General features: G+C 63.9%; 17 protein-coding genes. 7 read left to right on the top strand and 10 right to left on the bottom strand.

All coding sequences use genetic code 11. From position 1 onward, the window contains the following. Positions 1 to 12 precede the first annotated feature (12 nt). The 3 genes from FEM01_RS18120 to FEM01_RS18110 all read left to right on the top strand — a co-directional run bounded on the left by FEM01_RS18120 (position 13) and on the right by FEM01_RS18110 (position 4,163). Positions 13 to 789 carry a fimbrial biogenesis chaperone gene (locus FEM01_RS18120; protein ID WP_138220858.1) on the top strand — a complete coding sequence of 259 codons (777 nt, stop codon included), beginning with the start codon at positions 13 to 15 and terminating at the stop codon, positions 787 to 789. A gap of 69 nt (positions 790 to 858) precedes the next feature. Further along, positions 859 to 3,195: a fimbria/pilus outer membrane usher protein gene (locus tag FEM01_RS18115; protein WP_171030993.1), complete on the top strand. Its 2,337-nt coding sequence runs from the start codon at positions 859 to 861 to the stop codon at positions 3,193 to 3,195. Then, positions 3,192 to 4,163 carry a Csu type fimbrial protein gene (locus tag FEM01_RS18110; RefSeq protein WP_138220856.1) on the top strand — a complete coding sequence of 324 codons (972 nt, stop codon included), beginning with the start codon at positions 3,192 to 3,194 and terminating at the stop codon, positions 4,161 to 4,163. Before FEM01_RS18115 ends, FEM01_RS18110 begins: the two co-directional genes overlap by 4 nt. A gap of 34 nt (positions 4,164 to 4,197) precedes the next feature. Here FEM01_RS18110 and FEM01_RS18105 read toward each other — a convergent pair whose 3' ends face one another. From FEM01_RS18105 to FEM01_RS18095, 3 genes are all read right to left on the bottom strand, one after another. After that, positions 4,198 to 5,346 (bottom strand): M14 family metallopeptidase, encoded by a 1,149-nt coding sequence (locus tag FEM01_RS18105; RefSeq protein ID WP_138220855.1) that lies wholly within the window; start codon positions 5,344 to 5,346, stop codon positions 4,198 to 4,200. 117 nt (positions 5,347 to 5,463) lie between these two features. Next, positions 5,464 to 5,973 carry a DUF4880 domain-containing protein gene (locus FEM01_RS18100; RefSeq protein ID WP_138220854.1) on the bottom strand — a complete coding sequence of 170 codons (510 nt, stop codon included), beginning with the start codon at positions 5,971 to 5,973 and terminating at the stop codon, positions 5,464 to 5,466. A gap of 423 nt (positions 5,974 to 6,396) precedes the next feature. Further along, positions 6,397 to 6,705, bottom strand: a complete 309-nt coding sequence (locus FEM01_RS18095) for a DUF6124 family protein (protein ID WP_138220853.1) — start codon at positions 6,703 to 6,705, stop codon at positions 6,397 to 6,399. Positions 6,706 to 6,795: 90 nt separating this feature from the next. Between FEM01_RS18095 and FEM01_RS18090 the strand changes: the two genes are divergently transcribed. Continuing rightward, the gene (locus tag FEM01_RS18090) at positions 6,796 to 7,506 is read left to right on the top strand and encodes a LexA family transcriptional regulator (RefSeq protein ID WP_240791771.1); all 711 of its coding nucleotides are present in this window, start codon (positions 6,796 to 6,798) and stop codon (positions 7,504 to 7,506) included. A gap of 91 nt (positions 7,507 to 7,597) precedes the next feature. On the opposite strand, the gene FEM01_RS18085 is transcribed toward FEM01_RS18090, so the two are convergent. From FEM01_RS18085 to FEM01_RS24210, 5 genes are all read right to left on the bottom strand, one after another. Then, positions 7,598 to 9,550, bottom strand: coding sequence for an acetyl/propionyl/methylcrotonyl-CoA carboxylase subunit alpha (locus FEM01_RS18085; RefSeq protein WP_138220852.1), 1,953 nt, complete (start codon positions 9,548 to 9,550; stop codon positions 7,598 to 7,600). Further along, on the bottom strand, positions 9,547 to 10,362 hold the full coding sequence (locus FEM01_RS18080) for a gamma-carboxygeranoyl-CoA hydratase (protein WP_138220851.1): 816 nt from the start codon (positions 10,360 to 10,362) through the stop codon (positions 9,547 to 9,549). The genes FEM01_RS18085 and FEM01_RS18080 overlap by 4 nt, the downstream gene beginning before the upstream one ends. A 3-nt stretch (positions 10,363 to 10,365) precedes the next feature. Next, positions 10,366 to 11,970: a carboxyl transferase domain-containing protein gene (locus FEM01_RS18075; RefSeq protein WP_138220850.1), complete on the bottom strand. Its 1,605-nt coding sequence runs from the start codon at positions 11,968 to 11,970 to the stop codon at positions 10,366 to 10,368. A 106-nt stretch (positions 11,971 to 12,076) separates the two neighbouring features. After that, entirely contained in the window at positions 12,077 to 13,240 is a 1,164-nt protein-coding gene (locus tag FEM01_RS18070) for an isovaleryl-CoA dehydrogenase (protein ID WP_138220849.1), read from the bottom strand. 500 nt (positions 13,241 to 13,740) lie between these two features. Further along, positions 13,741 to 13,908: a hypothetical protein gene (locus tag FEM01_RS24210; protein WP_171030989.1), complete on the bottom strand. Its 168-nt coding sequence runs from the start codon at positions 13,906 to 13,908 to the stop codon at positions 13,741 to 13,743. 138 nt (positions 13,909 to 14,046) lie between these two features. On the opposite strand from FEM01_RS24210, the gene FEM01_RS18065 reads away from it, so the two are divergent. The 3 genes from FEM01_RS18065 to glgB all read left to right on the top strand — a co-directional run bounded on the left by FEM01_RS18065 (position 14,047) and on the right by glgB (position 21,916). Continuing rightward, positions 14,047 to 16,065, top strand: a complete 2,019-nt coding sequence (locus FEM01_RS18065) for an alpha-1,4-glucan--maltose-1-phosphate maltosyltransferase (RefSeq protein ID WP_138220848.1) — start codon at positions 14,047 to 14,049, stop codon at positions 16,063 to 16,065. Positions 16,066 to 16,221: 156 nt separating this feature from the next. Beyond that, positions 16,222 to 19,539, top strand: coding sequence for a maltose alpha-D-glucosyltransferase (gene treS, locus FEM01_RS18060; protein WP_138220847.1), 3,318 nt, complete (start codon positions 16,222 to 16,224; stop codon positions 19,537 to 19,539). A gap of 166 nt (positions 19,540 to 19,705) precedes the next feature. Then, complete coding sequence (glgB, locus tag FEM01_RS18055) at positions 19,706 to 21,916, top strand: 1,4-alpha-glucan branching protein GlgB (RefSeq protein WP_138220846.1); 2,211 nt, start codon at positions 19,706 to 19,708, stop codon at positions 21,914 to 21,916. Positions 21,917 to 22,032: 116 nt separating this feature from the next. Here the strand turns inward: glgB and FEM01_RS18050 are convergent, their stop codons facing one another. Next, on the bottom strand, positions 22,033 to 23,109 hold the full coding sequence (locus FEM01_RS18050) for an autotransporter domain-containing protein (protein WP_138220845.1): 1,077 nt from the start codon (positions 23,107 to 23,109) through the stop codon (positions 22,033 to 22,035). A gap of 350 nt (positions 23,110 to 23,459) precedes the next feature. Beyond that, entirely contained in the window at positions 23,460 to 24,257 is a 798-nt protein-coding gene (locus FEM01_RS18045; protein WP_138220844.1) for an endonuclease/exonuclease/phosphatase family protein, read from the bottom strand. Positions 24,258 to 24,348: the final 91 nt, after the last annotated feature.

Below are 24,348 nucleotides of genomic sequence, written 5' to 3'. Positions count from 1 at the left end.
GAGGAGAGGGGCATGCAGGCAGGCGTTTTACGGATGTGGACGATCCTTGGGCTGATGCTGATGGCCAGCGCGCAGGTCAGCGCTGCCACCTCGGTGCTGATCTGGCCGATCGACCCTGTGCTTGAGGCCGACCAGAAGGCCGGTGCGTTGTGGCTGGAAAACCGCGGTAGCGCCCCAGCCAGCTTGCAAGTGCGGGTGTTCGCCTGGCGCCAGGGTGAATACCAGGAGCAGTTCCAGGCGCAGCGCGAGATCATCGGCAGTCCGCCAGTCGCCAACATCCCGCCCGGACAGAAACAACTGATCCGCCTGACGCGCACCGGCCAGTCGCCGGCGGGGCAGGAGCAGGCCTATCGCATCATCATCGACGAGATCCCCTCGCCGTTGCCGGTCGACCCGTCCACTGAGGGCCCCAAGGCTGCGATCCGCTTGCAGATGCGCTACTCGGTGCCACTGTTCGTCTACGGCGACGGGTTGTGGGGTAAGCCTGACCCGCAGGGCCGGCGCAGCGTCGAGGGTGTCGGCAAGCCCCAGTTGAGCTGGCGCGCCGTATCGGTACAAGGCAAGCCGTACCTGGAGCTGCGTAACACGGGCCCTGTGCATGCGCGTCTGACCGATGTGGTGTTGCAGCAGGGCGGTCAGGAACGGCCTGTGGTGGAAGGTTTGCTCGGCTATGTACTGCCCGGCGCCAGCATGCGCTGGCCGGCGCCCGCCACCCCTGGCCCCAGCACGCTGCTCAAGGGGCGGGTCAACGGCCAGGATGTGGCACAGGCGATACGCCAAGGCCAGTAGCGAACCGGGTACACGAACGTCAGGGGCCAGGGAGGACCCGTCAATGGTTGGACATCGTGTGTGAGCTGGATGTGGGCGACAACCTATCGGTTGTGGCTGGGCCTGACCCTGCTCGGCGCTGTCGTGTGCGCGGCCGACGATCTGCCGCCGCCGCCCAGCGAAAGTGCGGCGATTGCCGACGCCACGCTGTACCTGGACCTGCTGGTGAACCAGGTCGGCAAGGCTGAGCTGGTGCCGGTGCAGCAGCGGGCGGGGCGCCTGTACCTGCCAAGCGAGGTGCTGCGCGAAGCGGGTATTCACTTGCCCGGCGACCCCCAAGGCGAAGTGGCGCTGGATGACATCCCTGACTTGCACAGCGACTACGACAGCCAGAACCAGCGCCTGTTGCTGCAAGTGCCGCCGGCCTGGTTGCCTCACCAGCAGGTGGGCGAGCGTGGGCTGTACCCGGCCAGCGATACGCGCATCAGCTTCGGTGCGCTGTTCAACTACGACGCTTACCTCAACGACACTGACGATGGCGGTACCTACCTGGCGGCCTGGAACGAGTTGCGCCTGTTCGACACCTGGGGCACGCTTTCCAGCACCGGGCAATGGCGCCAGTCGCTCCAGGGTGTCGCGAACGAAGGCCGCCAGGGCTACCTGCGCTACGACACGACCTTTCGCTACACCGACGAGCAACGCCTGCTCAGCTATGAGGTGGGCGATGTGGTCAGCGGCGCTTTGCCGTGGACGACCTCGGTGAGGTTAGGTGGCCTGCAACTGTCGCGGGACTTCGGCGCACGTCCCGACCTGGTCACCTACCCGCTGCCAGCCTTCGCCGGCGAAGCGGCGGTGCCGACCTCCCTGGATTTGTTCATCAACGGCTATAAAAGCAGCAGCACCGAGTTGCAGCCAGGCCCCTATACCCTGACCAACGTGCCGTTCATCAACGGCGCAGGGGAAGCGGTGGTGGTGACCACCGATGCCTTGGGTCGGCAGGTTTCCACCACCTTGCCGTTCTATGTCACCAGCAGCTTGCTGGCCAAGGGGCTCTCGGACTTTTCCGTGGCTGCGGGCAACCTGCGCCGTGATTACGGTGTGCGCGATTTCGCCTACGGCCCGGGCGTGGCCACGGCGAGCCTGCGTCATGGGCTGTCGGACGCCTTCACCCTCGAAACCCACGCCGAAACGTCCGAATCGCTGATGCTCGGTGGCTTGGGCGGTAACCTGCGCATCGGCACCTTCGGCGTGGTCAATGCCGCGCTGACCCAAAGCCGCTTCGCCGGCGACACAGGTCAGCAGGTGGCGCTGGGCTACCAGTACAGCAGCAACCGCATCGGCTTCAACTACCAGCGTATCGAGCGTCACGGCGAGTACGCCGACCTGTCGTTGGTCGACAGCCCTTACACGCGTTTGAGCCGGCGCAGCGAGCAGGCCACCGTGAGCCTGAACCTGGACCGCTACGGCAGCCTCGGGGCGGGTTACTTCGATATTCGTGCCGGCGACGGGGCGCGCACCCGATTGTTGAACCTGAGCTGGAGCAAGCCGCTGTGGGGCAACAGCAGCCTGTACCTGTCGGCCAACCGCGACGTCGGCGACAGCACCTGGGCGGTGCAGGCGCAGTGGGTGATCCCCTTTGACTTGCACGGCACCCTGGCCTTGAGCGCCGAGCGCGGCAAGGACGGCCAGGATCTGCAACGGGTCAACTATAGCCGCGCGGTGCCGGTGGGCGGCGGTGTCGGCTACAACCTCGGCTACGCCAGCGGCGGCAGCGCCGGCGCCTATCGCCAGGCCGACCTGACCTGGCGCTTGCAGTCGGTGCAGGTGCAAGCCGGCGTGTATGGCACCGCCGAGCAAATGACCCGCTGGGCGGACGCCAGCGGCTCGCTGGTGCTGATGGATGCCGGACTGTTCGCTGCCAATCGCATCGACGATGCGTTCGTGGTAGTCAGCACCAACGGTTACGCCGATGTGCCGGTGCATTACGAGAATCAACCGGTCGGACGCACCGATCGCAACGGGCACCTGCTGGTGCCCTACAGCAGCGGTTACTACCGCGGCAAATACGAAATCGACCCCATGCAGCTGCCAGCCGATGTCCTGGCGCCGCAAGTGGAGCAGCGCGTGGCGGTGCGCCGTGGCAGTGGCTACCTGTTGGAATTTCCGCTGCGCCAGGTACTGGCTGCGAGCCTGGTATTGGTGGACGGCAATCAGCAGGTGCTCAAGCTGGGCAGCCGTGTCTCGCATCAGGAGAGCGGCGCCGAGGCGGTGGTGGGGTGGGACGGGTTGGTGTATCTGGAGAACCTTTCACCGCACAATCACCTGCGCGTGGACAAGGCCGAGGGCGGCGGGCAGTGCCAGGTCGCATTCGCCTTGCCTGAAGGGCAGGGGCCCATTCCGTTGATCGGCCCGCTGGTGTGCCAATGAGCGTGGCATTGCGTGCGCTGCTGGCGGCGCTGCTGGGGTTGCCTGGCGGGGCCTGGGCGTTGTGCAGTTCGGTGGCCACCACGCCGGTGCTTTTCGGCTCACTCAACTCAACCCTGGTGCGTACCACGGTGCAGAGCGGCTCGACCACCAATGCCGGTTTACAGTGCACCGGCTCATTGCTGACGCTGTTGGCCAGCAACGATCATTTCTATGCCACCATCACGGCCACCACCAGCGGGCTGGTGGGGCCGACCGGCGACATCATTCCCTATACCCTCTACGCCGATGCCACGACCAGCTACCCGATCACCCGTGGCGTACAGTTCGACTTCGCCCGCAACGGTGTCATCGATGCCCTGGGGTTGCTCGGTAGCAGTACCCCAAAGGCCGTGCCGTTGTACCTGCGCACCACGGTGGGGGCCAACGTGGCCGCTGGGTTGTACCAGGAGACACTGAGCATTGCCTGGAGCTGGAACTACTGCGCAGGCGTCGGCGCCTTGGGCGCGTGTGTCCTGGGCCGCGACATTGGCAGCGGCACCCAGACCCTCACGGTCAGCCTCAGCGTGACCAACGATTGCCAGATCACCACCCCCAACATCGCCTTTGGTAGCGCCCCGGTGGTCGCCGGGTTTGGCACGGTGAGCCAGAGCGTGAGCCTGTCGTGCACCAAGGGCAGCAGTTACACCGTGGGGCTCGATGATGGGCAGAACGTTTCAGGTGGGCGGCGCAGGATGAAGTCCGGCACCAGCAACTACCTGGCCTACGACATCTTCAAGAGTGCCGGCACTACCCGCTGGGGTTCGGTGGGCGCGGCGCGGCGTTCGAGCAGCGATGCCGATGTGAATCCCGGCAACGGTACGGGCACCGGCAGCCAGGTATTCAACTACAACGCCAAGGTCTATACCGACCAGGCGACGCCGCCGGCCGGTAGCTACGTGGACAATGTGATTCTGGATGTCGCGTTTTGACCGAGGTGGCCCATCCGTGGGCCAACACCCCTGTTCAGCGCAAGTCGTCGACCATCTTCAGCAACGTCTCCAGCACGGCGCCTGCCAAGGCTTTCGAGCGTGCCCCTGACCATTGGGCGATCGGTTCTGGCGCGTCGTCGTGGTCCTTGAAGGGCATCTCCAGGGTCAGCGACAGGCAGTCGTAGGCCATGCCCACGGCGTTGCACGCCAGTGTGGTGTTGGCCTGCCCGGGCGCATCGCGGGTGTAGCCAAACTGGGTCTGGAAGTCGCCCGTCAAGCCGCACAGAGTACGCCGGAACTGCTCTTCCAACTGCGCGATACGCGGGGTATAGCCCGGGTTACCCTCGCAGGCGGCGGTGAACACGTGGGGAATCTCCTCGTCGCCGTGGACGTCGATGAAGGCGTCCACGCCGTACTGCTTCATCTGCGCCTGGGCAAAGAACACCTCGGGGCTGAGTTCGATACTGGCATCCTGCCAAGCCCGGTTGAGGTCCTTGCCTTTGAAGTTGGTGCGCAGGTGGCCGAGGAACGCACCGTCCGGGTTCATGTTGGGAATCAGGTACAGGTCGGCCTTGGCCAGCAGTTGCTGGATGACCTCATCGTTGGCTTGCAGACGCTCGATCACCCCTTCCATGAACCATTCGGCCATGTGCTCGCCCGGATGCTGCTGGGCGATGATCCATAGCTTGCGCTTGCCGGCCTCGCCATGACCTGCACGTAGCAGTGGAATGTCCCGGCCCTGGACGCTGCGGCCATGGGCCAGTAGCTCGACGCCGTCGATTTGCTGGGCGCGCTCGATCAACTGATTGTGGCGCGCGCGTGGGTAAGGCTCGAAGTAGGCGAACCAGATCTGCGCGTGCTCGGCCTTCACTTCAAATGCCAAGGCCTTGCCGTCGAAGGTGCTGGGTACCCGGAACCAGGTCTGCTGGTCGTAGGAGGCGACCGCGTTATAGCCGCTCCAGGCGTTCTTGTAGGACGACTGGTAGGCGTTGTCCAGGCTGAAGCGGTGGACCTGCCCAGGGGTGAGGCCGCTGACCTTGAAGTGGAACCACTGGAAATGTTCACTGTGGGTGTCGGGGCGGATGTTCAGGTGCACGTGCGCCGGATCGCTGGCATCGAGCACCAGAATATTGCCGGAGTCGAAATCGCAGTCGATGTGCAGCGGGGACAGCGTCGCGGTCATTGCCAGGCTCCTGTCTTGGCGTTGTTGTGACGCTACTTTAACACCCAAGGTGGCGCAGATTGTGTCTGCCGGCCCGCGCGCACTGTGCCTGGAACGTTGCGCGGTGTTGCATCAGGCCTACAGGCCGAGTGCTAGCAGCGCCGCCAGGCCCAGCCCGACGATCAGTGAGCAGCCGCCCAGCGACAGCGCCGCGCGCCCCTGACGATACCAGCGGTCATGCCCGAGCTGGCGAGCGGGGGCAAGCAGGCTGCGCCAGCACAGCTCGGTGCGCTGGAAGGCCTGCAGGTGCTCGGGGGCGGCATCCAGCCAGCGCCGAAAATCGATGCGTTCGCTGGCGGTCACCTGTGGGCTTTGCAGGCGCACGTACCAGTGCCCGGCAATGCGGCTTGGTCTGTCGGCTGGGCTGCTGGTGGCTTGCAGGACCTGGTTCATGTGGCGTTCGATGCTCATCAGCGGCAGATCCAGGCGAACGGCGATGTCGGCGAAGCCCAGTTGGTCGAGGCGGTTGAGCAGAAAGACTTGCTGCACCCGACGCGGCAGGCGCTTGAGGCTGTGCAGCAAGGTGTCTTCGACAGACTGTTCGGCTGCGTGTGGATCGTGCGGGAGGCGCAGTAACAGACGGCTCATGGACAGTTCCTTGCTCGCGCGGTGAAAAGGGGGCGCATCTTCCGTGACGCAAAGTCAGCTTAATCTTAACGAGATTGATTCTCAAGTGCTGATTCGGCAAAGATTTGTAATGAGCGTTCATGCCCTGAAACATTTTTGCTATGATCGCGCCCATCAACGATCTTCATTAGCCTGAAGAGCCAAAAAAAAGACCCGGCAAAAAGCCGGGTCAAAAACCGTGATTAGCCTGATGAGGAGATAATCTGAGAGTCCGACCTGAGGACTTTGCAGGTTATCCAGCGGGTCTCGCGACCTGCTGAGTGCGATAATAATGGTTATCATTTACCAGTCAAATGTTTTTTGCCGAAAACGGTAAAAAACTGGCTGGTTGCACGCCTCATTCCCGGGCGCCCTGGGTCTCGGCTGTCACGTCTCCCTTCTTGTTCATTCCGCCGTCATGGCGTTGCGCTGCTCCAGCAGGGCACGGGCCATGTTGATCATGTGCATCAGTGCAAACATCACTTCCCGCGTCGTGCCCTGCAGGTGGGTGCCGGTTTCGTGAGCCGTGGCGGCAGCGCAGCGCAGTAACTGCAATGCGTGATCGTTGGCCTGCTGGTGGGTCACGCCTTCGCGCAGGGTCCAGAGCGTGTGCTCGAGGTTGGGGGTGGTGGGGGTGGGGTTGAGGTAGTAGTCCAGCGCACGGCGGGCAGCCTCGGCGTCGAGATCTGTATCCGTTTTATTCGAACTGTTCATCCTGATTTACCTGCCAATACCAATCGGGAAAGGGTGCAGGGGGATATTAATACCAGAAGTATTTTTCTGTGATTCAAGAAATAATACTTGATGTGTATTGAGCATGAGGGGGTAGTCCGTATCGTGCCTGCGATGAACATGGACAAATGGATTGCACTCGTCCGAGACCGGATCGAGGAGCTCGATATCTCCCAGGAGCAGCTGGCCGAACGTGTTGGGGTTTCCCAAGGCAGCGTCGGGCATTGGCTGCGCAAACGGCGCCAGCCACGGGTCGATTCGATGAACCGGGTGTTCGTCGAGTTGGGCATGCCGCATTACCAGGTGAGCCTGCAACTGCGCGTGCTTGGCCAGGTTGGCGAGGAGCGCGCCCGCTATTCGGCTGGCGACGATGATGATGACGATGAGGGACAGGCGAAATACTTTGTGTGTTTCCGTTACCCGGTGCTCGCCTGGTCAGCGCTAGGCCAGCCTGAAGCCGAGACGCCCAATGGGTTCGAGCAGACCGAGTACATGGCCCAAGGCAAGGCGTTCTGGCTGACGGTCGAGAACGACAGCATGAGCGCCAGCAGTGGCAAGAGCGTGCCTGAAGGGGTGCGCATTCTCGTCGATGATGGGCTGCAGGCCGAGCCCGGCAAGTTGGTGATCGCTCGCTTGCCGGGCAAATCGCCGATCTTCCGCCAGGTGGCCGAGGAGGGTGGGCAGTGGTATTTGAAGGCGCTCAACAACAGCTACCCGACCCTGGTGTGCGAAGAGGGGTGTGAGTTTCTGGGGGTTGTGGTGCGCATGCAGGCGGTGCTTTGAGGGCGTATCGCGTTCAAGGTAGGTGTTCGCCGGAGGTTTTTCAGCGCCCATGAGATCGAGCGCCCAAGAGCTCTCGGCGAACACCTAGGCCTCACGCCTGCATCTCGACCAACACCGCCCCCTCGCTGACCATATCGCCTTCCTGGCAGAACAGCGCGTTCACCGTGCCATCCTGCGGCGCGCGGATGCTGTGTTCCATCTTCATCGCCTCCAGCACGACCAGCGCCGTACCGGCTTGTACCGTCTGGCCGGGAGTGACCAGCACCCGCACGATGCTGCCGTTCATGGGCGCACTCAGTCCGCCCTGGTGGATGTGGCTGGCCTCGGCGGCGCTGATCGGGTCGTGCCGGCTGATGGCATGCAGCTCGCCCTGCCATTGCAGGTACAGCTTGTCGCCGCGACGTACGGCCAGGCGGCGCTGGCGCAGGCCATCGTGGTCGTGGCACAACTGCTCGCCCTCCAGGCGCCAGGTGCCGGGCGCGCTGCGCTCCAGGGCTACCGCCTGTTCGCTGCCGGCGCATTGCAGGTGCACGCAGCTGCGTGCCGGCAGCCCCAGGCGCAGGCCGTTGTGCGTGGCCCAGGGCGAGGTGGGGTCGTCCTGGCGGGGTGCCTGTGGTTCGCTTTGCAGCCAGGCATGGGCGGCGGCCTCCCAAAATGACGCGGACCGTGCATCGAGCGCGGGTAGTAGCTCGTCCTGATGACGCGCAATAAAGCCTGTGTCCAACTCGGCCGCGGCAAACGCCGGATGGGCGAGGATGCGCCGCAGGAACGCGATGTTGGTCTTCAGGCCGCCGATGGCGAATTCGTCGAGCATCGCCAGCAGACGCAGGCGCGCCTGTTCGCGATCTTCGCCCCAGGCGATCAGCTTGCCCAGCATCGGGTCGTAGAACGGCGACACCGTATCGCCCTCGCTGACCCCGCTATCGACCCGGCGGCCCGGGCCGGGCGTCGATTCGCGATACACGGCCAGTGTGCCTGTGGCCGGCAGAAATTGATGGGCAGGATCTTCGGCATATAGCCGCACCTCGATGGCATGGCCGTTCAGCGCGACCTCTTCCTGGCTGATCGGCAGTGCTTCTGCGCAGGCCACACGTATCTGCCAGGCCACCAGGTCCAGCCCGGTGATGGCCTCGGTGACCGGATGCTCGACTTGCAAGCGGGTGTTCATCTCCATGAAGAAGAATTCGCCCCGTGCATCGAGCAGGAACTCCACCGTGCCGGCACCGACATAGCCGATGGCCTGGGCGGCGCGTACCGCCGCTTCGCCCATGGCCCGGCGCAACTCGGCGGACAGCCCCGGCGCTGGAGCTTCTTCGACGACCTTCTGGTGGCGACGCTGGATCGAGCAATCGCGTTCGTTGAGGTACAGGCAATGGCCGTGCTGGTCGGCGAACACCTGGATCTCCACGTGGCGTGGCGCGAGCACGTACTTCTCCACCAGCATGCGTGCATCGCCGAAGGCGGCCTGGGCCTCGCGTTGCGCCGAGGCCAGGGCGTCGGACATGTGCTCGGGTGCTTCGACCACTTTCATGCCCTTGCCGCCACCTCCGGCACTGGCCTTGAGCAGCACCGGGTAGCCGATGCGCGCGGCTGCATCGAGGAAGGTGTCGAGATCCTGGGCTTGCCCATGGTAGCCCGGCACCAGCGGGACGCCTGCGGCCTCCATGAGGGCCTTGGCCGCCGATTTGCTTCCCATCGCGTCGATGGCGCTGGCAGGTGGCCCCAGGAAGAGCAACCCGGCCGCTTGCACGGCGCGAGCGAAATCTGCGTTCTCCGACAAGAAGCCATAACCCGGGTGGATGGCCTGGGCGCCGCTGGCGTGGGCGGCGGCGATCAGCTTGTCGATCATCAGGTAGCTGTCGGCGGCCTTGCTCCCGCCCAGATCGACGCGGATATCGGCTTCGCGGCTGTGCCGTGCGTCGCGGTCGATGGCGCTGTGTACGGCCACGGTGGTCAGGCCCATGGCTTTGGCGGTGCGCATCACCCGGCAGGCGATTTCGCCACGGTTGGCGACCAGCAAGGTGGTGAGGGTGGGGCGGCTCATGGGCGCGGCTCCTGCTCGTGTACGGATTGCCAGGCGGGGGCGCGCTTTTCGAGGAACGCGCGCAGGCCCTCTTGCCCTTCGGCGCTCACCCGAATGCGCGCGATGGTGTTCTCGCAGTAACGGCGCAGAGCAGGGCTCAGTTCGCCGTCATCGACTTCGCGCAGCAGATCTTTGGTGGCGCGTAGCGCTTGGGGGCTGTTGTGCAGCAAGTTGTCGATCCAGGCATTGACGTGCGCTTCGAGTGCCTGCGCGGGATACACCTCGGCCAACAGGCCCAGCTCGCGGGCACGCACGCCGCTGAAGCGCTCGGCGGTAAGGGCGTAGCGCCGGGCGGCGCGCTGACCGATGGCTTTGACCACGAACGGGCTGATCACCGCCGGGGCTAGACCGATGCGTACCTCCGAGAGGCACAGCTGGGCATCCTCGGTGCCAATGGCCATGTCGCAGCAACTGATCAGCCCTAGCGCGCCACCAAAAGCTGCACCGTGCACCACCGCCAAGGTCGGGACCTTGAGCCGGTGCAGGGCGTACATCAGTTCGCCCAGTTCGCGTGCGTCGTCCAGGTTGGTGTTGAAATCCAGCGCCGCTGACTGCTGCATCCAGGCAAGGTCGGCACCGGCGCTGAAATGTCGGCCACGGCCGCGTAGGATCACGAAACGTAGGCTGCTGTCTTCGGCGAGGTGGTCCAGGGCGACGATCAGCTCGCGGATCATCTGCGCATTGAAGGCGTTGTGCTTGTCTTCGCGGCTCAGCCATAAGGTGGCGAAACCGCGCGGGTCGTGGTGCAGTTCGAGGGTGTCGAAGTCGGTCATGGGTCACATCCGAAAAATGCCGAAGCGGCTCTGTTCGATCGGGGCGTTCAGTGCGGCTGACAAGGCCAGGCCCAGGACATCACGGGTCTGCGCCGGGTCGATGACGCCGTCGTCCCACAGCCTTGCGCTGGAGTAATAGGGGTGGCCTTGGCGTTCGTACTGATCAAGGATCGGTTGCTTGAGCTGGCGCTCATCCTCGGCGCTGAATGGCTCGCCGCTGCGCTCGCCCTGCTCGCGCTTGACCTGGGCCAGTACCCCGGCGGCTTGCTCGGCGCCCATCACGCCGATGCGCGCATTGGGCCACATCCACAAGAAACGCGGGTCGTAGGCGCGCCCGCACATGCCGTAGTTGCCAGCGCCAAAACTGCCGCCGATGATCACCGTGAACTTCGGCACCTGGGCACAGGCCACGGCCGTCACCAGCTTGGCGCCGTGCTTGGCGATGCCGCCTTCTTCGTACTTCTTGCCCACCATGAAACCTGTGATGTTCTGCAGGAACAGCAGCGGGATGCCACGTTGGCAGGCCAGTTCGATGAAGTGCGCACCCTTTTGCGCAGCTTCGGCGAAGAGGATGCCGTTGTTGGCCAGGATCGCCACCGGGTAGCCGTGCAGGTGCGCAAAGCCGCACACCAGGGTGGTGCCGAACAGGGCTTTGAATTCATCGAACTGCGAGCCATCCACCAGCCGCGCGATCACCTCGCGTACATCGAAGGGTTGCTTGGCGTCGGCCGGCACCACGCCGTACAGCTCCTCGGCGGCATACAGCGGCGCGACCGGTATCCTGCATTGCAGCCTGCCCAGCTTCTGCCAGTTGAGGTTGGCCACGCAGCGCCGGGCCAGTGCGAGGGCGTGTTCGTCGTTGTCGGCGTAATGGTCGGCCACGCCGCTGGTGCGGCAGTGCACGTCGGCCCCGCCCAGCGCTTCGGCGCTGACCACCTCGCCGGTGGCGGCTTTGACCAGCGGGGGGCCGGCGAGAAAGATGGTCGCTTGCTGGCGTACCATGATCGCCTCGTCGGCCATGGCTGGCACATAGGCACCGCCAGCGGTGCACGAGCCCATCACCACGGCGATCTGTGGAATGCCCAGGGCGCTCATGTTGGCCTGGTTGAAGAAAATCCGCCCGAAGTGCTCGCGGTCGGGGAATACCTCGTCCTGGCGCGGCAGGTTGGCGCCGCCGGAGTCCACCAAGTACAGGCACGGCAGGCGATTCTGTAGGGCGATGGTTTGTGCGCGCAGGTGCTTTTTCACGGTCAGTGGGTAGTAGGAGCCGCCTTTGACCGTGGCGTCATTGGCCACGATCATGCACTCGACGCCTTCGACCCGACCGATGCCGGCAATCACGCCAGCAGCTGGCACGTCCTCGCCATACACCTCATGGGCGGCCAGTTGGCCGATTTCGAGAAACGCCGAGCCGACGTCGAGCAGCCGGTCGATGCGCTCGCGGGGCAGCAGCTTGCCGCGCGCGGTGTGCCGTTGCTGGGCCTTGGGCCCACCGCCCTGGTGCACCTGGGCGAGCAGGGTGCGCAGGGCGTCGACGTGCTCCAACATGGCCGCGCTGTTCTGCATGAAGTCCGGGGCGCGGGTGTTCAACTGGGATTTGAGAATCATCGTTGTGCCTTCGGCCGCTTCACGCCATGAGCGTCGAGCGGCAAGAATGGGTCGTACGCAAGGCTGCTCGTGCTTGCAGCTTGCCACTTCAGGCTTGCAACTGCGCCTAGCGCGTTTCGTTGAACAGTTCGCGGCCGATCAGCATCCGGCGGATTTCGCTGGTGCCGGCGCCGATCTCGTACAGCTTGGCATCGCGCAGCAGGCGCCCGGCCGGGAATTCATTGATGTAGCCGTTGCCACCCAGGATCTGGATCGCCTCAAGGGCCATTTGCGTGGCGCGTTCGGCGGTATACAGGATCACCCCGGCTGCGTCCTTGCGGGTAGTCTCGCCACGGTCGCAGGCCTGGGCCACGGCGTACAGGTAGGCGCGGCTGGCGTTGAGCTGGGTGTACATATCGGCGATCTTGCCCTGGATCAGTTGGAACTCACCGATGCTCTGGCCGAATTGCTTGCGGTCGTGGATGTAGGGCACCACCAGGTCCATGCAGCTTTGCATGATGCCGGTCGGCCCGCCCGACAGCACCACGCGCTCGTAGTCCAGGCCGCTCATCAGTACGCGCACGCCGCCGTTGAGCTGGCCAAGGATGTTCTGCTCGGGCACCTCGACCTCATCGAAGAACAACTCGCAGGTGTTGGAGCCGCGCATGCCCAGCTTGTCGAACTTGTTGCTGCGGGTGAAACCTTTGAAATCGCGCTCGACGATGAACGCGGTGATGCCATGCGCGCCCTTGTCCAGGTCGGTCTTGGCATAGATCACGTAGGTGTTGGCGTCGGGACCGTTGGTGATCCAGGTCTTGCTGCCGTTGAGCACGTAGCGGTCACCGCGTTTTTCCGCGCGCAATTTCATCGATACCACGTCGGAGCCGGCGTTGGGTTCGCTCATGGCCAGCGCGCCGATGTGTTCGCCGCTGACGAGTTTGGGCAGGTACTTGAGCTTCTGCTCGTGATTGCCGTTGCGGTTGATCTGGTTGACGCACAGGTTGGAGTGGGCGCCATAGGACAGCGCCACCGAGGCCGAGCCGCGGCTGATTTCTTCCATTGCCACGACATGCGCCAGGTAGCCCAGGCCTGCCCCGCCGTACTGTTCTGGCACGGTGATACCCAATAGGCCCATGTCACCGAACTTGCGCCACATGTCGGCGGGGAACAGGTTGTCGTGGTCGATTTGCGCAGCGCGCGGGGCCAGTTCCGTGGCCACGAAGGTGCGCACCTGGTCACGCAGCATGTCGATGGTTTCGCCCAGGGCGAAGTTCAAGGTCGGGTAATACATGGACGGTGCACCTTATTGTTCTTGAAATTGGGTTTCACCCTAGTCGATAAACCTGCCGCCTTACCTGTGGGGCAGGTCAGAATGACCGGGTTTTGCTTTTCACCTTTACGTTAACGTAAGCTTCGCGCCGTCGCTTGTCTAGTAGCCTTTACGTAAACGTTAATGTGCTCCAGCCTGAACGCGCTTGCTTCAGTCCTATCCAGAGCAGTCGCAAGAAAGCACTTACGTGCCTCAGCCAAGCTCTTCAGGCGCAACCGCTGCCCATCCTCTGCGTTGGCCAAGCCTGCGACGCCAGCTTAGTTCGCCATGCCGAACGCGAAGTCTTGGTGGTGCGCTACAGCTGGCGCAGTACGTGGCAAAAATGGCAAGTGCGTCGAGCCAGGCTTTGTGTCGGTCGTGCAGAAGTCCTGGCCCGGCAGGTAGGGTGCGCTGATCGACACCCATGCACGCAGTCTTGCCGATGAAACGAGCGGCCAACCCTGTCAGTCCTTGCGTCTTGTCTATGCTCTACCTCTCACCGGCGGCGCCTCGCTCGGCGGATCGCCTACCGTGGGCGGTGTACTCGGCTCGATCGGCAACTCGTCCGGCTCTTCTTCGGGCACCGGCGGTGGCAGCGCCGGGTCGTCGATATTTGGATCGGGCGTTTCCGGTGGAATGGGAATACTCATGGGCCTGACCTCGCGTGGTGGATGAAGCGGCGTTGCAGGCTTGGACCTGCGCGTTGCGCCATTCGCTCATTTTTTTGAACCCACGTGCGTGACACGGCTCTGAACCCTTACCGCCACAATCTCAACGGAGCGAGTGCGATGTCAGGTAACGAGCCTTTCGAAAGCGTGCCCTTGGCAGGCGATCACCCGGACCAGGCCATCAGCCTCTCCCAGGCATTGCTGGCCCCGCGTATCGTGATCGAGGACGTCAGCCCGCAGCTGGACGGTGGTGCCTTCGCTGCCAAGGCCGTGCGCGGGCAACGCGTAGCGGTGAGCGCCAAGGTCTACAGCGACGGCCACGACCGCATGGCGGTGATGCTGTACTGGCGCCAGGCCCACAGTCGGCGCTGGCACACCATACCGATGCAGTCACCGGGCAACGACCTGTGGCTGGCCGAATTCAGCCCCAACGAACTGGGCCTGCACCTGTTCAGCCTCCAGGCCTGGATCGACCCGTTCGCCACCTATGCCTACGACCTGGAGAAGAAATACGCCGCTGGCCAGGATATACAGCTGGAGCTGGAGGAAGGTCGGTTGATGCTGGGCAAAGGCGTCGAGCGCAGCGAAGGCCTGCTCAGCGAGCAGTTGCTGGAGTTGCAACAGCGCTTGCCGAGCCTGTCGGTGCACGATCAGGTGGCCCAACTGCTCAACCCCGACACCGCACGCCTGATGAGCGAAGCCGAACACCGCAGTTACCTGACCCGCAGCCGCGAGTTCCCTCTGGATGTGGACCGGGAAGCGGCGCAGTTCGCCAGCTGGTACGAGTTGTTCCCGCGCTCGTGCACCGATTCGCCGGAGCGCCACGGCACCTTTGACGACGTGCACCAGCGCCTGCCGATGATCCGTGACATGGGCTTCGATGTGCTGTACTTCCCGCCCATCCACCCCATTGGCATGCAGCACCGCAAAGGCCGCAACAATGCATTGCAGGCTCAACCGGGCGACCCCGGCAGTCCCTACGCCATCGGTAGTCCCGAGGGCGGGCACGAGGCCATCCATCCGCAACTGGGCAGTCACGCGGACTTCCGCCGCCTGGTGGCCGCTGCCGCCGAGCATGGCCTGGAAATCGCCCTGGACTTTGCCATCCAGTGCTCTCAGGACCATCCCTGGCTCAAGCAACACCCCGGCTGGTTCAGCTGGCGTCCCGACGGCACGATCCGCTACGCCGAGAACCCGCCGAAGAAATATCAGGACATCGTCAATGTCGATTTCTATGCCCCCGACGCAGTGCCAAGCCTGTGGCTAGCGCTGCGCGACGTGGTGGTTGGCTGGGTGGAGGAGGGGGTCAAGACCTTCCGCGTCGACAATCCGCACACCAAGCCGCTGCCGTTCTGGCAATGGCTGATCGCCAATGTGCGTAGCCAGTACCCCGAGGTGGTGTTTCTCGCCGAGGCCTTCACCCGGCCAGCGATGATGGCGCGCCTGGGCAAGGTCGGCTATGCGCAGAGCTACACCTACTTCACCTGGCGCAACACCAAGCAGGAGCTGCGCGAGTACTTCGAAACGCTCAACCAGCCGCCCTGGAGCCTGTGCTACCGGCCCAACTTCTTCGTCAACACCCCCGACATCAACCCGTATTTTCTGCACACCTGTGGCCGTGCCGGGTTTCTCATCCGCGCCGCCCTGGCGAGCATGGGTTCGGGGCTGTGGGGGATGTATTCGGGTTTCGAGTTGTGCGAGAGCGAAGCGCTGCCAGGCAAGGAGGAGTACCTGGATTCGGAGAAGTACGAAATTCGCCCACGCGACTACACCGCGCCCGGCAACATCGTTGCCGAGATCGCCCAGCTCAACCGCATCCGCCGCGACAACCGCGCCTTGCAAACGCACTTGGGGGTGGTGTTCCTGAACTGTTGGAACGACCAGATCGTGTATTTCGCCAAGCGCACCCCCGAGCGCGACAACTTCATCCTGGTAGCCATCAGCCTCGATCCGTTCAATGCCCAGGAGGCCAGCTTCGAGCTGCCGTTGTGGGAACTGGGGTTGGACGACAATGCCGATACCCAAGGCGAAGACCTGATGAATGGCCATCGCTGGACCTGGCATGGCAAGACCCAATGGATGCGCATCGAACCCTGGCACCAACCGTTCGGGATCTGGCGCATTAGCAAGCACCACTGACTGATGCAGGAGCGGCCTTGCGTCGCGAATGGGCAGCGAAGCAGCCCCAGCAATGTGTCATGTCGCTTAGATCCCGGGGCCGCTGCGCGCCCCTTTCGCGACACAAGGCCGCTCCTACTGGGAGCGTACCGAACCGGAAAATCAAAGGAGTCGTACATGGCCAAGCGTTCCCGCCCGGCAGCCTTCATCGACGATCCGCTGTGGTACAAGGATGCGGTGATCTACCAGCTGCATATCAAGTCGTTCTTCGACTCGAACAACGACGGTATCGGCGACTTCGCAGGCTTGATCAGCAAGCTCGACTACATTGCCCAACTGGGCGTCAACACCCTCTGGCTGTTGCCGTTCTACCCATCGCCGCGCCGCGACGATGGTTATGACATCGCCGAGTACAAGGCCGTGCACCCCGACTACGGCAGCATGGCTGATGCCCGGCGCTTCATCGCCGAGGCGCACAAGCGTGGCCTGCGTGTGATCACCGAGCTGGTCATCAACCACACCTCCGACCAGCATCCCTGGTTCCAGCGGGCGCGTCACGCCAAGCGCGGCAGCAAGGCACGGGACTTCTACGTGTGGTCCGATGACGACCAGAAGTACGATGGCACGCGGATCATTTTCCTCGACACCGAAAAGTCCAACTGGACCTGGGACCCGGTGGCCGGGCAGTACTTCTGGCACCGGTTCTACTCTCACCAGCCAGACTTGAACTTCGACAACCCACAAGTGATGAAAGCGGTGATCGGGGTCATGCGTTTCTGGCTCGACCTTGGCGTCGATGGGCTGCGCCTGGACGCCATTCCCTACCTGATCGAGCGTGATGGCACCAATAACGAGAACCTGCCCGAGACCCATGCGGTGCTCAAGGCGATCCGTGCCGAGATCGACGCCAACTACCCGGACCGCATGCTGCTGGCCGAAGCCAACCAGTGGCCAGAGGATACCCGGCCGTACTTCGGCGAAGGCGATGGCGACGAGTGCCACATGGCCTTCCACTTCCCGTTGATGCCGCGCATGTACATGGCCCTGGCCATGGAAGATCGCTTCCCAATCACCGACATCCTGCGCCAGACCCCGGAAATTCCCGCCAACTGCCAATGGGCGATCTTCCTGCGCAACCACGATGAGTTGACCCTGGAGATGGTCACCGACCGCGAGCGCGACTACCTGTGGAACTACTACGCCGAGGATCGCCGTGCGCGCATCAACCTCGGCATTCGTCGACGCCTGGCACCGCTGCTACAGCGGGATCGGCGACGCATCGAGCTGCTCACCAGCCTGCTGCTGTCGATGCCCGGCACGCCGACGTTGTACTACGGCGACGAACTGGGCATGGGCGACAACATCTACCTGGGTGACCGCGATGGGGTGCGTACCCCCATGCAGTGGTCGCCCGACCGCAATGGTGGTTTCTCCAGGGCCGATCCGCAGCGCCTGGTGCTGCCGCCGATCATGGATCCGCTGTACGGCTTCCAGACTGTCAACGTCGAGGCTCAGGCCCACGACCCGCATTCGCTGCTCAACTGGAACCGTCGCCTGTTGGCGGTGCGCAATCAGCAGAAGGCCTTCGGGCGTGGCACGCTGAAAATGCTCACCCCCAGCAATCGCCGCATTCTGGCCTACCTGCGCGAATACACCGGCGACGATGGGCATACCGAGATCGTGCTGTGCGTGGCTAATGTCTCGCGCGCCGCGCAGGCAGCAGAGCTGGATCTTACGCACTATGTCGACCGGGTGCCGGTGGAGATGCTGGGCGGCAGCGCGTTCCCGCCCATCGGGCAACTGCCGTTCCTGCTCACCCTGGCGCCCTACGGTTTCTACTGGTTCGTGCTGGCCAGCCGCGAACGCATGCCCAGCTGGCATGTCCAGCCTGCCGAGAGCCTGCCGGAGCTGACCACGTTGGTCCTGCGCAAGCGCATGGAAGAGCTGCTGGAAGCGCCGTCGCGCGATGTGCTGCAAGGCACCGTGTTGCCTCAGTACCTGCCAAAGCGGCGCTGGTTCGCGGGTAAGCAGGGGCCTATCGAGCAGGTCCGGCTGCGCTACGGCGTACGCATGGGCACCGCCACGTTTCCGGTTTTGCTGGCCGAAATCGAGGTGCGCAGCGATGGCCAGAGCAGTGCCTATCAACTGCCGTTCGGTTTATTGCCCGAGGAGCAGATCAATGCGGCGCTGCCTCAGCAACTGGCGCTGTCACGGGTACGCCGTGGCCGCCAAGTGGGGCTGATCACCGACGCTTTCGTGCTCGAATCGTTCGTGCGCAGTGTGCTGCGTGGCTGCCAGGATGGCGTGCGCCTACCGTGCGGCGAGCACCTGGGCGAGTTGCAGTTCCACAGTACCGAGGCCTTGGCGGCGCTGGGCTTGAACGAGCAGAGCGAGGTCCGCTACCTGGGGGCCGAGCAATCCAACAGCTCAGTGGTGGTGGGCGACAGGCTTGTCCTGAAGCTGATCCGCCGGGTCAACCCAGGCGTGCACCCTGAGCTTGAAATGAGCGCCTACCTCAGCGCGGCGGGCTTTGCCAACATCTCGCCGCTGCTGGCCTGGGTCAGCCGCGTCGATGCGCACGATCAGGCGCACCTATTGATGATTGCCCAAGGCTACTTGAGCAACCAGGGCGATGCCTGGGACTGGACCCAGAACACCTTGGAGCGGGCTGTGCGCGACGAGAGGGACGCCGACAGTGGCGAGCCCCAGGCCCACGCCGATGCCCTCGCCGAACTGGCAGGGTTCGCCGCCTTGCTCGGTCAGCGCCTGGGCGAGATGCACCTGCTGTTGGCGGCGCCGAGTCAAGACCCGGCATTCGAGCCGCGTGTCAGCGAGCAGGCCGACAGCCAACGCTGGAGCGGGCAGATTGGCGCTGAACTTGAGCATGCCCTGGACCTGCTGGTTCAGCACCGTGACACCCTCGATCCTGACAGCCAGGCTATGCTGGACGACCTCCAGCAACAGCGTGCTGGCCTGCGCGAGCAGGTCGCCAATCTGGCCGAGAAGGCGCGCGGCGGCCTGTTGATGCGAGTGCATGGCGACCTGCACCTGGGCCAGGTGCTGGTGGTGCAGGGTGATGCCTACCTGATCGATTTCGAAGGCGAACCGGCTCGGCCGCTTGAAGAACGTCGGGCCAAGCACAGCCCGTACAAGGATGTCAGCGGCGTACTGCGTTCGTTCGACTATGCTGCTGCGATGATCCTGCGTAGCGCCTCTACGGCGGACCTTTGCGAGGCTGAGCAGCAGGCGCGTAAGCGCGTCGCCCGGCAGTACCTGCACCAGTCGCGCCATGCGTTCGTCGAGGCCTATGGCCTGGCCAGTGCCGCGATGCCGCATGCCTGGCAGCACGCGGAGGGCGAGCGTGCCGCGCTGGAGCTGTTCTGCCTGGAAAAAGCCGCCTACGAAATCGCCTACGAAGCTGAAAACCGGCCCAGCTGGCTGGCCGTCCCTTTGCATGGACTGCATGGGTTGATCAGTACCTGGGGGGAAGCGTGAGCCTCTCGACAGACGATTGGCGTTGGCTGTGCGCGCGGCAGGCAATGCGTTGCATCACACTGGCTGTGCCGGTGTTCGCGGTGGGCTGGCGCTACGCCCAGCTCGCTCCCACAACGCTGCCTGAGGGCAGCGAAGCCGTTCATATATTCATGGAAGGGGCAGTAAGATGAATGCAACCACGCGTGACACTGGCGGCCTTCGGCAACGGGACCTGGATGCCCTGGCCCGCGCCGAGCACGCCGACCCGTTTGCCGTACTTGGGCCGCACCCTGATGGTGCAGGCGGCCTGTGGATTCGGTCATTCCTGCCCAACGCCCTGCATGTACGGATCTTGGCCCGTGACGACGGGCGCGTCCTGGCCGACATGCGTCAAGCGAGTGTCCCAGGTATGTTCACCGCGCACCTGGAATACGACCAGCCGTACCTGCTGCACATCGGCTGGGCCAGTGGCGAGCAGGTCACCGAGGACCCTTACAGCTTCGGTCCGCAATTGGGCGAGATGGACATGTACCTGTTCGCCGAGGGCAATCACCGCGATCTCTCCAGCCGCTTCGGCGCTCAGCCCATGCAGGTCGAGGGTGTCGACGGAGTGTGCTTCTCGGTCTGGGCGCCGAACGCACGGCGTGTCTCGGTGGTGGGCGACTTCAACAATTGGGACGGTCGCCGCCACCCCATGCGCCTGCGCCACGGTGCCGGGGTGTGGGAGCTGTTCATCCCCAGGCTCGGCGTCGGCGAAACCTACAAGTACGAAGTGCTCGGCCAGGCCGGCGTGCTGCCGCTCAAGGCCGATCCATTGGCGCGGGCCACCGAGCTGCCCCCCAGCACGGCCTCGAAGGTCGCTGGCTCCCTGGCCCACGAGTGGGGCGATCGGCAGTGGATGGCTGAGCGCGCACAACGTCATGCCTACAGCGCACCGCTGTCGATCTACGAGCTGCACGCCGGCTCCTGGCGCTGCGAGGTGGACGATGCCGGCGAGGTCGCGCGTTTCTACAACTGGCGTGAGCTGGCCGAGCGCCTGGTGCCGTACGTGCAGCAACTGGGCTTCACCCATATCGAGCTGATGCCGATCATGGAGCATCCCTTTGGCGGCTCCTGGGGCTACCAGCCACTGTCGATGTTCGCGCCCACCTCGCGCTATGGCAGCGCCGAGGACTTTGCCTACTTCATCGATGCCTGCCACCAAGGCGGCATCGGCGTGATCCTGGACTGGGTCCCGGCGCATTTCCCCACCGACGAACACGGCCTGGCGCGTTTCGATGGCACCGCCCTCTACGAGTATGAGAACCCCCTGGAAGGCTTCCACCAGGATTGGAACACGCTCATCTACAACCTGGGGCGCAACGAGGTGCGCGGCTTCATGCTGGCGTCGGCGCTGCACTGGCTCAAGCATTTCCACATCGATGGACTGCGCGTCGATGCCGTGGCGTCGATGCTCTACCGTGACTATTCGCGCAAGGCCGGCGAGTGGGTGCCCAACCGCCACGGCGGGCGTGAAAACCTCGAAGCCATCGACTTCATCCGTCACCTTAACGGTGTGGCAGCGGTCGAGGCACCCGGCGCGTTGATCATCGCCGAGGAGTCCACGGCCTGGCCCGGCGTCAGCCTGCCGACCCAGCAAGGTGGCCTGGGCTTTGCCTACAAGTGGAACATGGGTTGGATGCACGACACCCTGCACTACATCCAGAATGATCCGGTCCACCGTGGCTACCATCACAAAGAGATGAGTTTCGGGCTGATCTACGCGTATTCCGAGCACTTCATCCTGCCCATTTCTCACGATGAGGTAGTGCATGGCAAGCACTCGCTGATCGACAAGATGCCCGGCGATCGCTGGCAGAAGTTCGCCAATCTGCGCGCCTACCTCACGTTCATGTGGGCCTACCCCGGCAAGAAGCTGCTGTTCATGGGCTGCGAGTTCGGCCAGTGGCGCGAGTGGAACCATGATCACCAACTGGACTGGTACCTGTTGCAGTATTCCGAGCACCAGGGCGTGCGGCAGTTGGTGTCCGATCTGAACCGGTTGTACCGCGACCTGCCGGCCCTGCACGAGCAGGATTGCCAGCCCCAAGGTTTCCAGTGGCTCATCGGCGATGACACGCACAACAGCGTGTACGCCTGGCTGCGCTGGAGCCGTCAGGGCGAGCCGGTGTTGGTGGTAGCGAACTTCACCCCGGTGCCGCGCACCGGCTATCGCATTGGTGTGCCGTTCGGCGAGCAGTGGCAAGAGCTGCTCAACAGTGACGCCGAGCAGTATGCCGGGTCCAACGTGGGCAACCTGGGCGCGGTGGCCAGCGACCCTATCGCCAGCCACGGACAGCCGGTGTCGCTGTCGTTGAACCTGCCGCCGCTTGGGGTATTGCTGATGAAACCAGCCTGATGCCGCCGCGCGCAGGCAGTCGGCCTGGCAGCGAGAGGCCGGCGTGAAGGCGTTTGGCCGGCGCCCTTAGGCGCCGAGCCAGGCTCCGTTGGGCAGCACCCCAGGCAAGGTTGACGCTACCAACGCATCCTCACGCCCAGGCTGCCGATCAGCCCATTGAGGTCATTGTCATCCACGTCGCTGCTGTAGTCGGCACTCACGAACAGCGCCACGTTCGACGTCACCCGCGCCACCAGCCCCAGCCCGAGTTCCACGGTGGCCGAGCTGCGCGAGCTGGATATCTTGTCCACCTGATCGAGCTTGACCGTTTCGTAGTTGCTGAAGTCGTACCACAGGCTGGTGCGCACGTAGGGTTCGATCGGCATGCCGCGGACTTCGTAGCGCGTCGACAGCTTGGCGCCGACCCGGCCACTCCAGCTTGGCGCGTTGTCGAAGACGTGCAAGGTTTGCCGCTCGGTCTGGCTGCCAGGGAAGAACTGCTGGTTGATCAACTGCGCCTGAGGCTCGATCACCCAGTTGCCACCCAGCCCAATCGGAAAGCCGCCTTCGACTGAAAACGTCATGGCATGGCCACTGTCGTCGAGCCGCTGGCCGCTGTCGGAACGCCCGCTGATGTCGATGCGCGTGCCCATCGCCACGGCGTCCACGTGCCAGCCCTGGACATGGGTCATGCTCCAGTACAGTCCAAGGCTCTCGCCACTGAGGTTCACCGCGCTACGCGGCGGGTTGCCGAGCAGCGGGCGCAGGCGAGTGAATTGGCTTTGCAGGTTGCTGTGGCCGACGAAGATCCCCGCGCGGTGCACATTGCCTGCGGCGCTCTCCCGTACGAATAGGTCTGGGGCGATCATCAGTTGCGGGTCAAACGCCCCGTGTTGCGCAGGCTCCTGAGCGTCAGGGCGCGCCGCGCCCGGAGCGTACTGTGCCCATTGCTGGGCCACCAGGTCGGCTACGCCGAGGCCGTGGCGTTCGCTCATCTGCTCGCTGAACGCTGCCAGTGCGTCCTGACTGAGGCCGTTGGCATTCGATGGCGCTCGCCACAGCGACGTTAGGCGAGGGCTGACCAACACCTGCGTGAATGGGTCGTCCTCTCGCGGTTCGAAGGCGAAGACGTCCAATGGGCTGGCGAGCAGCAGTGACGTTGAAACCGCGCAGAACAGGGTATCGAAACGCGTGGGAGTGACGGCGGCTTTCATGGTGGATCTCCTGTCTTGTCGGCGCAACCCGACCTTGCTACAGCCTGGGGCCTGGCCTGATGTCACGGGCTGACGACAAAACAGAGGGCGACACACACCAGTGCGCCAGCCGCCGAGCGCAGGCACGAAGGTGAGCGCGAGGGGCTTGGCACGCATGTTTACGTCTGTTGGTTCTGTTCAGCTAAGGAGACGTCGGGGCTTGCGTCAAGAAGATGTGAAAACCCTGCGAAAAACGTATTGGAGTCGCTATATCACTGATATCAATGAGTTTATTTTCTGATATAGCGGTATTGGCGATTTGCCCGTAGAGCGCTATGCCGAATCGTTGCATCGCATACGCCGAGCTGGGTTCACAACAGCTGCACTTCCACCGTCAATGGCAGGTGATCCGACAGGTGCGTCCAGGGCTTGTGGCCGAGAATGCGTGGTGCATGGCTGTTGGCATTGCGCAGATAGATGCGGTCCAGGCGCAGCAGCGGCAAACGGGCCGGATAGGTGCGCGCCAGGCGCCCTTGATGGCGTTCGAACGCTTCATGCAGGTCGCGTTGCAGACCCAGGGTGCGGTTGCCATGCAGCTGCCAGTCGTTGAAATCGCCTGCGATGATCACAGGGTCTTCGGCGGGCAGGGCATCGAGCAGTGTGCGCAGCAGTTGCAGCTGTTTTTGCCGGTGGCTTTCCAGCAGCGACAGGTGCACGCAGATGGCATGCACATTGCGCTGACCGGGCAGCTCCAGTACGCAGTGCAACAGCCCCCGGCGTTCGGGGCCGGTGATCGACACGTCGAGGTTGCGGTGCTCGATGATCGGGTATTTGGACAACAGGGCATTGCCGTGATGGCCGTCGGGGTACACCGCGTTGCGCCCGTAGGCGAAGTCGCTCCACATGCTGTCGGCGAGGAACTCGTACTGCGACGTCTGCGGCCAGCCGGGATAGCGCGCCGCATGGCGATCGTGGCTGCCAAGCACCTCCTGGAGGAACACCAGGTCAGCTTGGGTGGTACGCACCGCCTCGCGCAGTTCCGGCAGGATGAAGCGCCGGTTGAAGGCGGTGAAGCCTTTGTGGGTATTAACCGTCAGAACCTTGACCCGGCGCACGGCAGGGGCTTGGTTGACGCGGTTGAAACTTGAATGCCCAGCTTCGGGGTTCACGGGGGCTCCTGGCGTGGTTCACGCGATCCTGGTGGGCGCGGGTAACCCCGCTTCCACAGGCGCGCGGGTGATCCTGGGTAATGCTTAGGAC

The sequence above is a fragment of the Pseudomonas mosselii genome (assembly GCF_005796105.1).
Taxonomy (GTDB): Bacteria; Pseudomonadota; Gammaproteobacteria; order Pseudomonadales; family Pseudomonadaceae; genus Aquipseudomonas; species Aquipseudomonas mosselii_C.
This window is presented reverse-complemented; position numbering and strand designations above follow the sequence as displayed.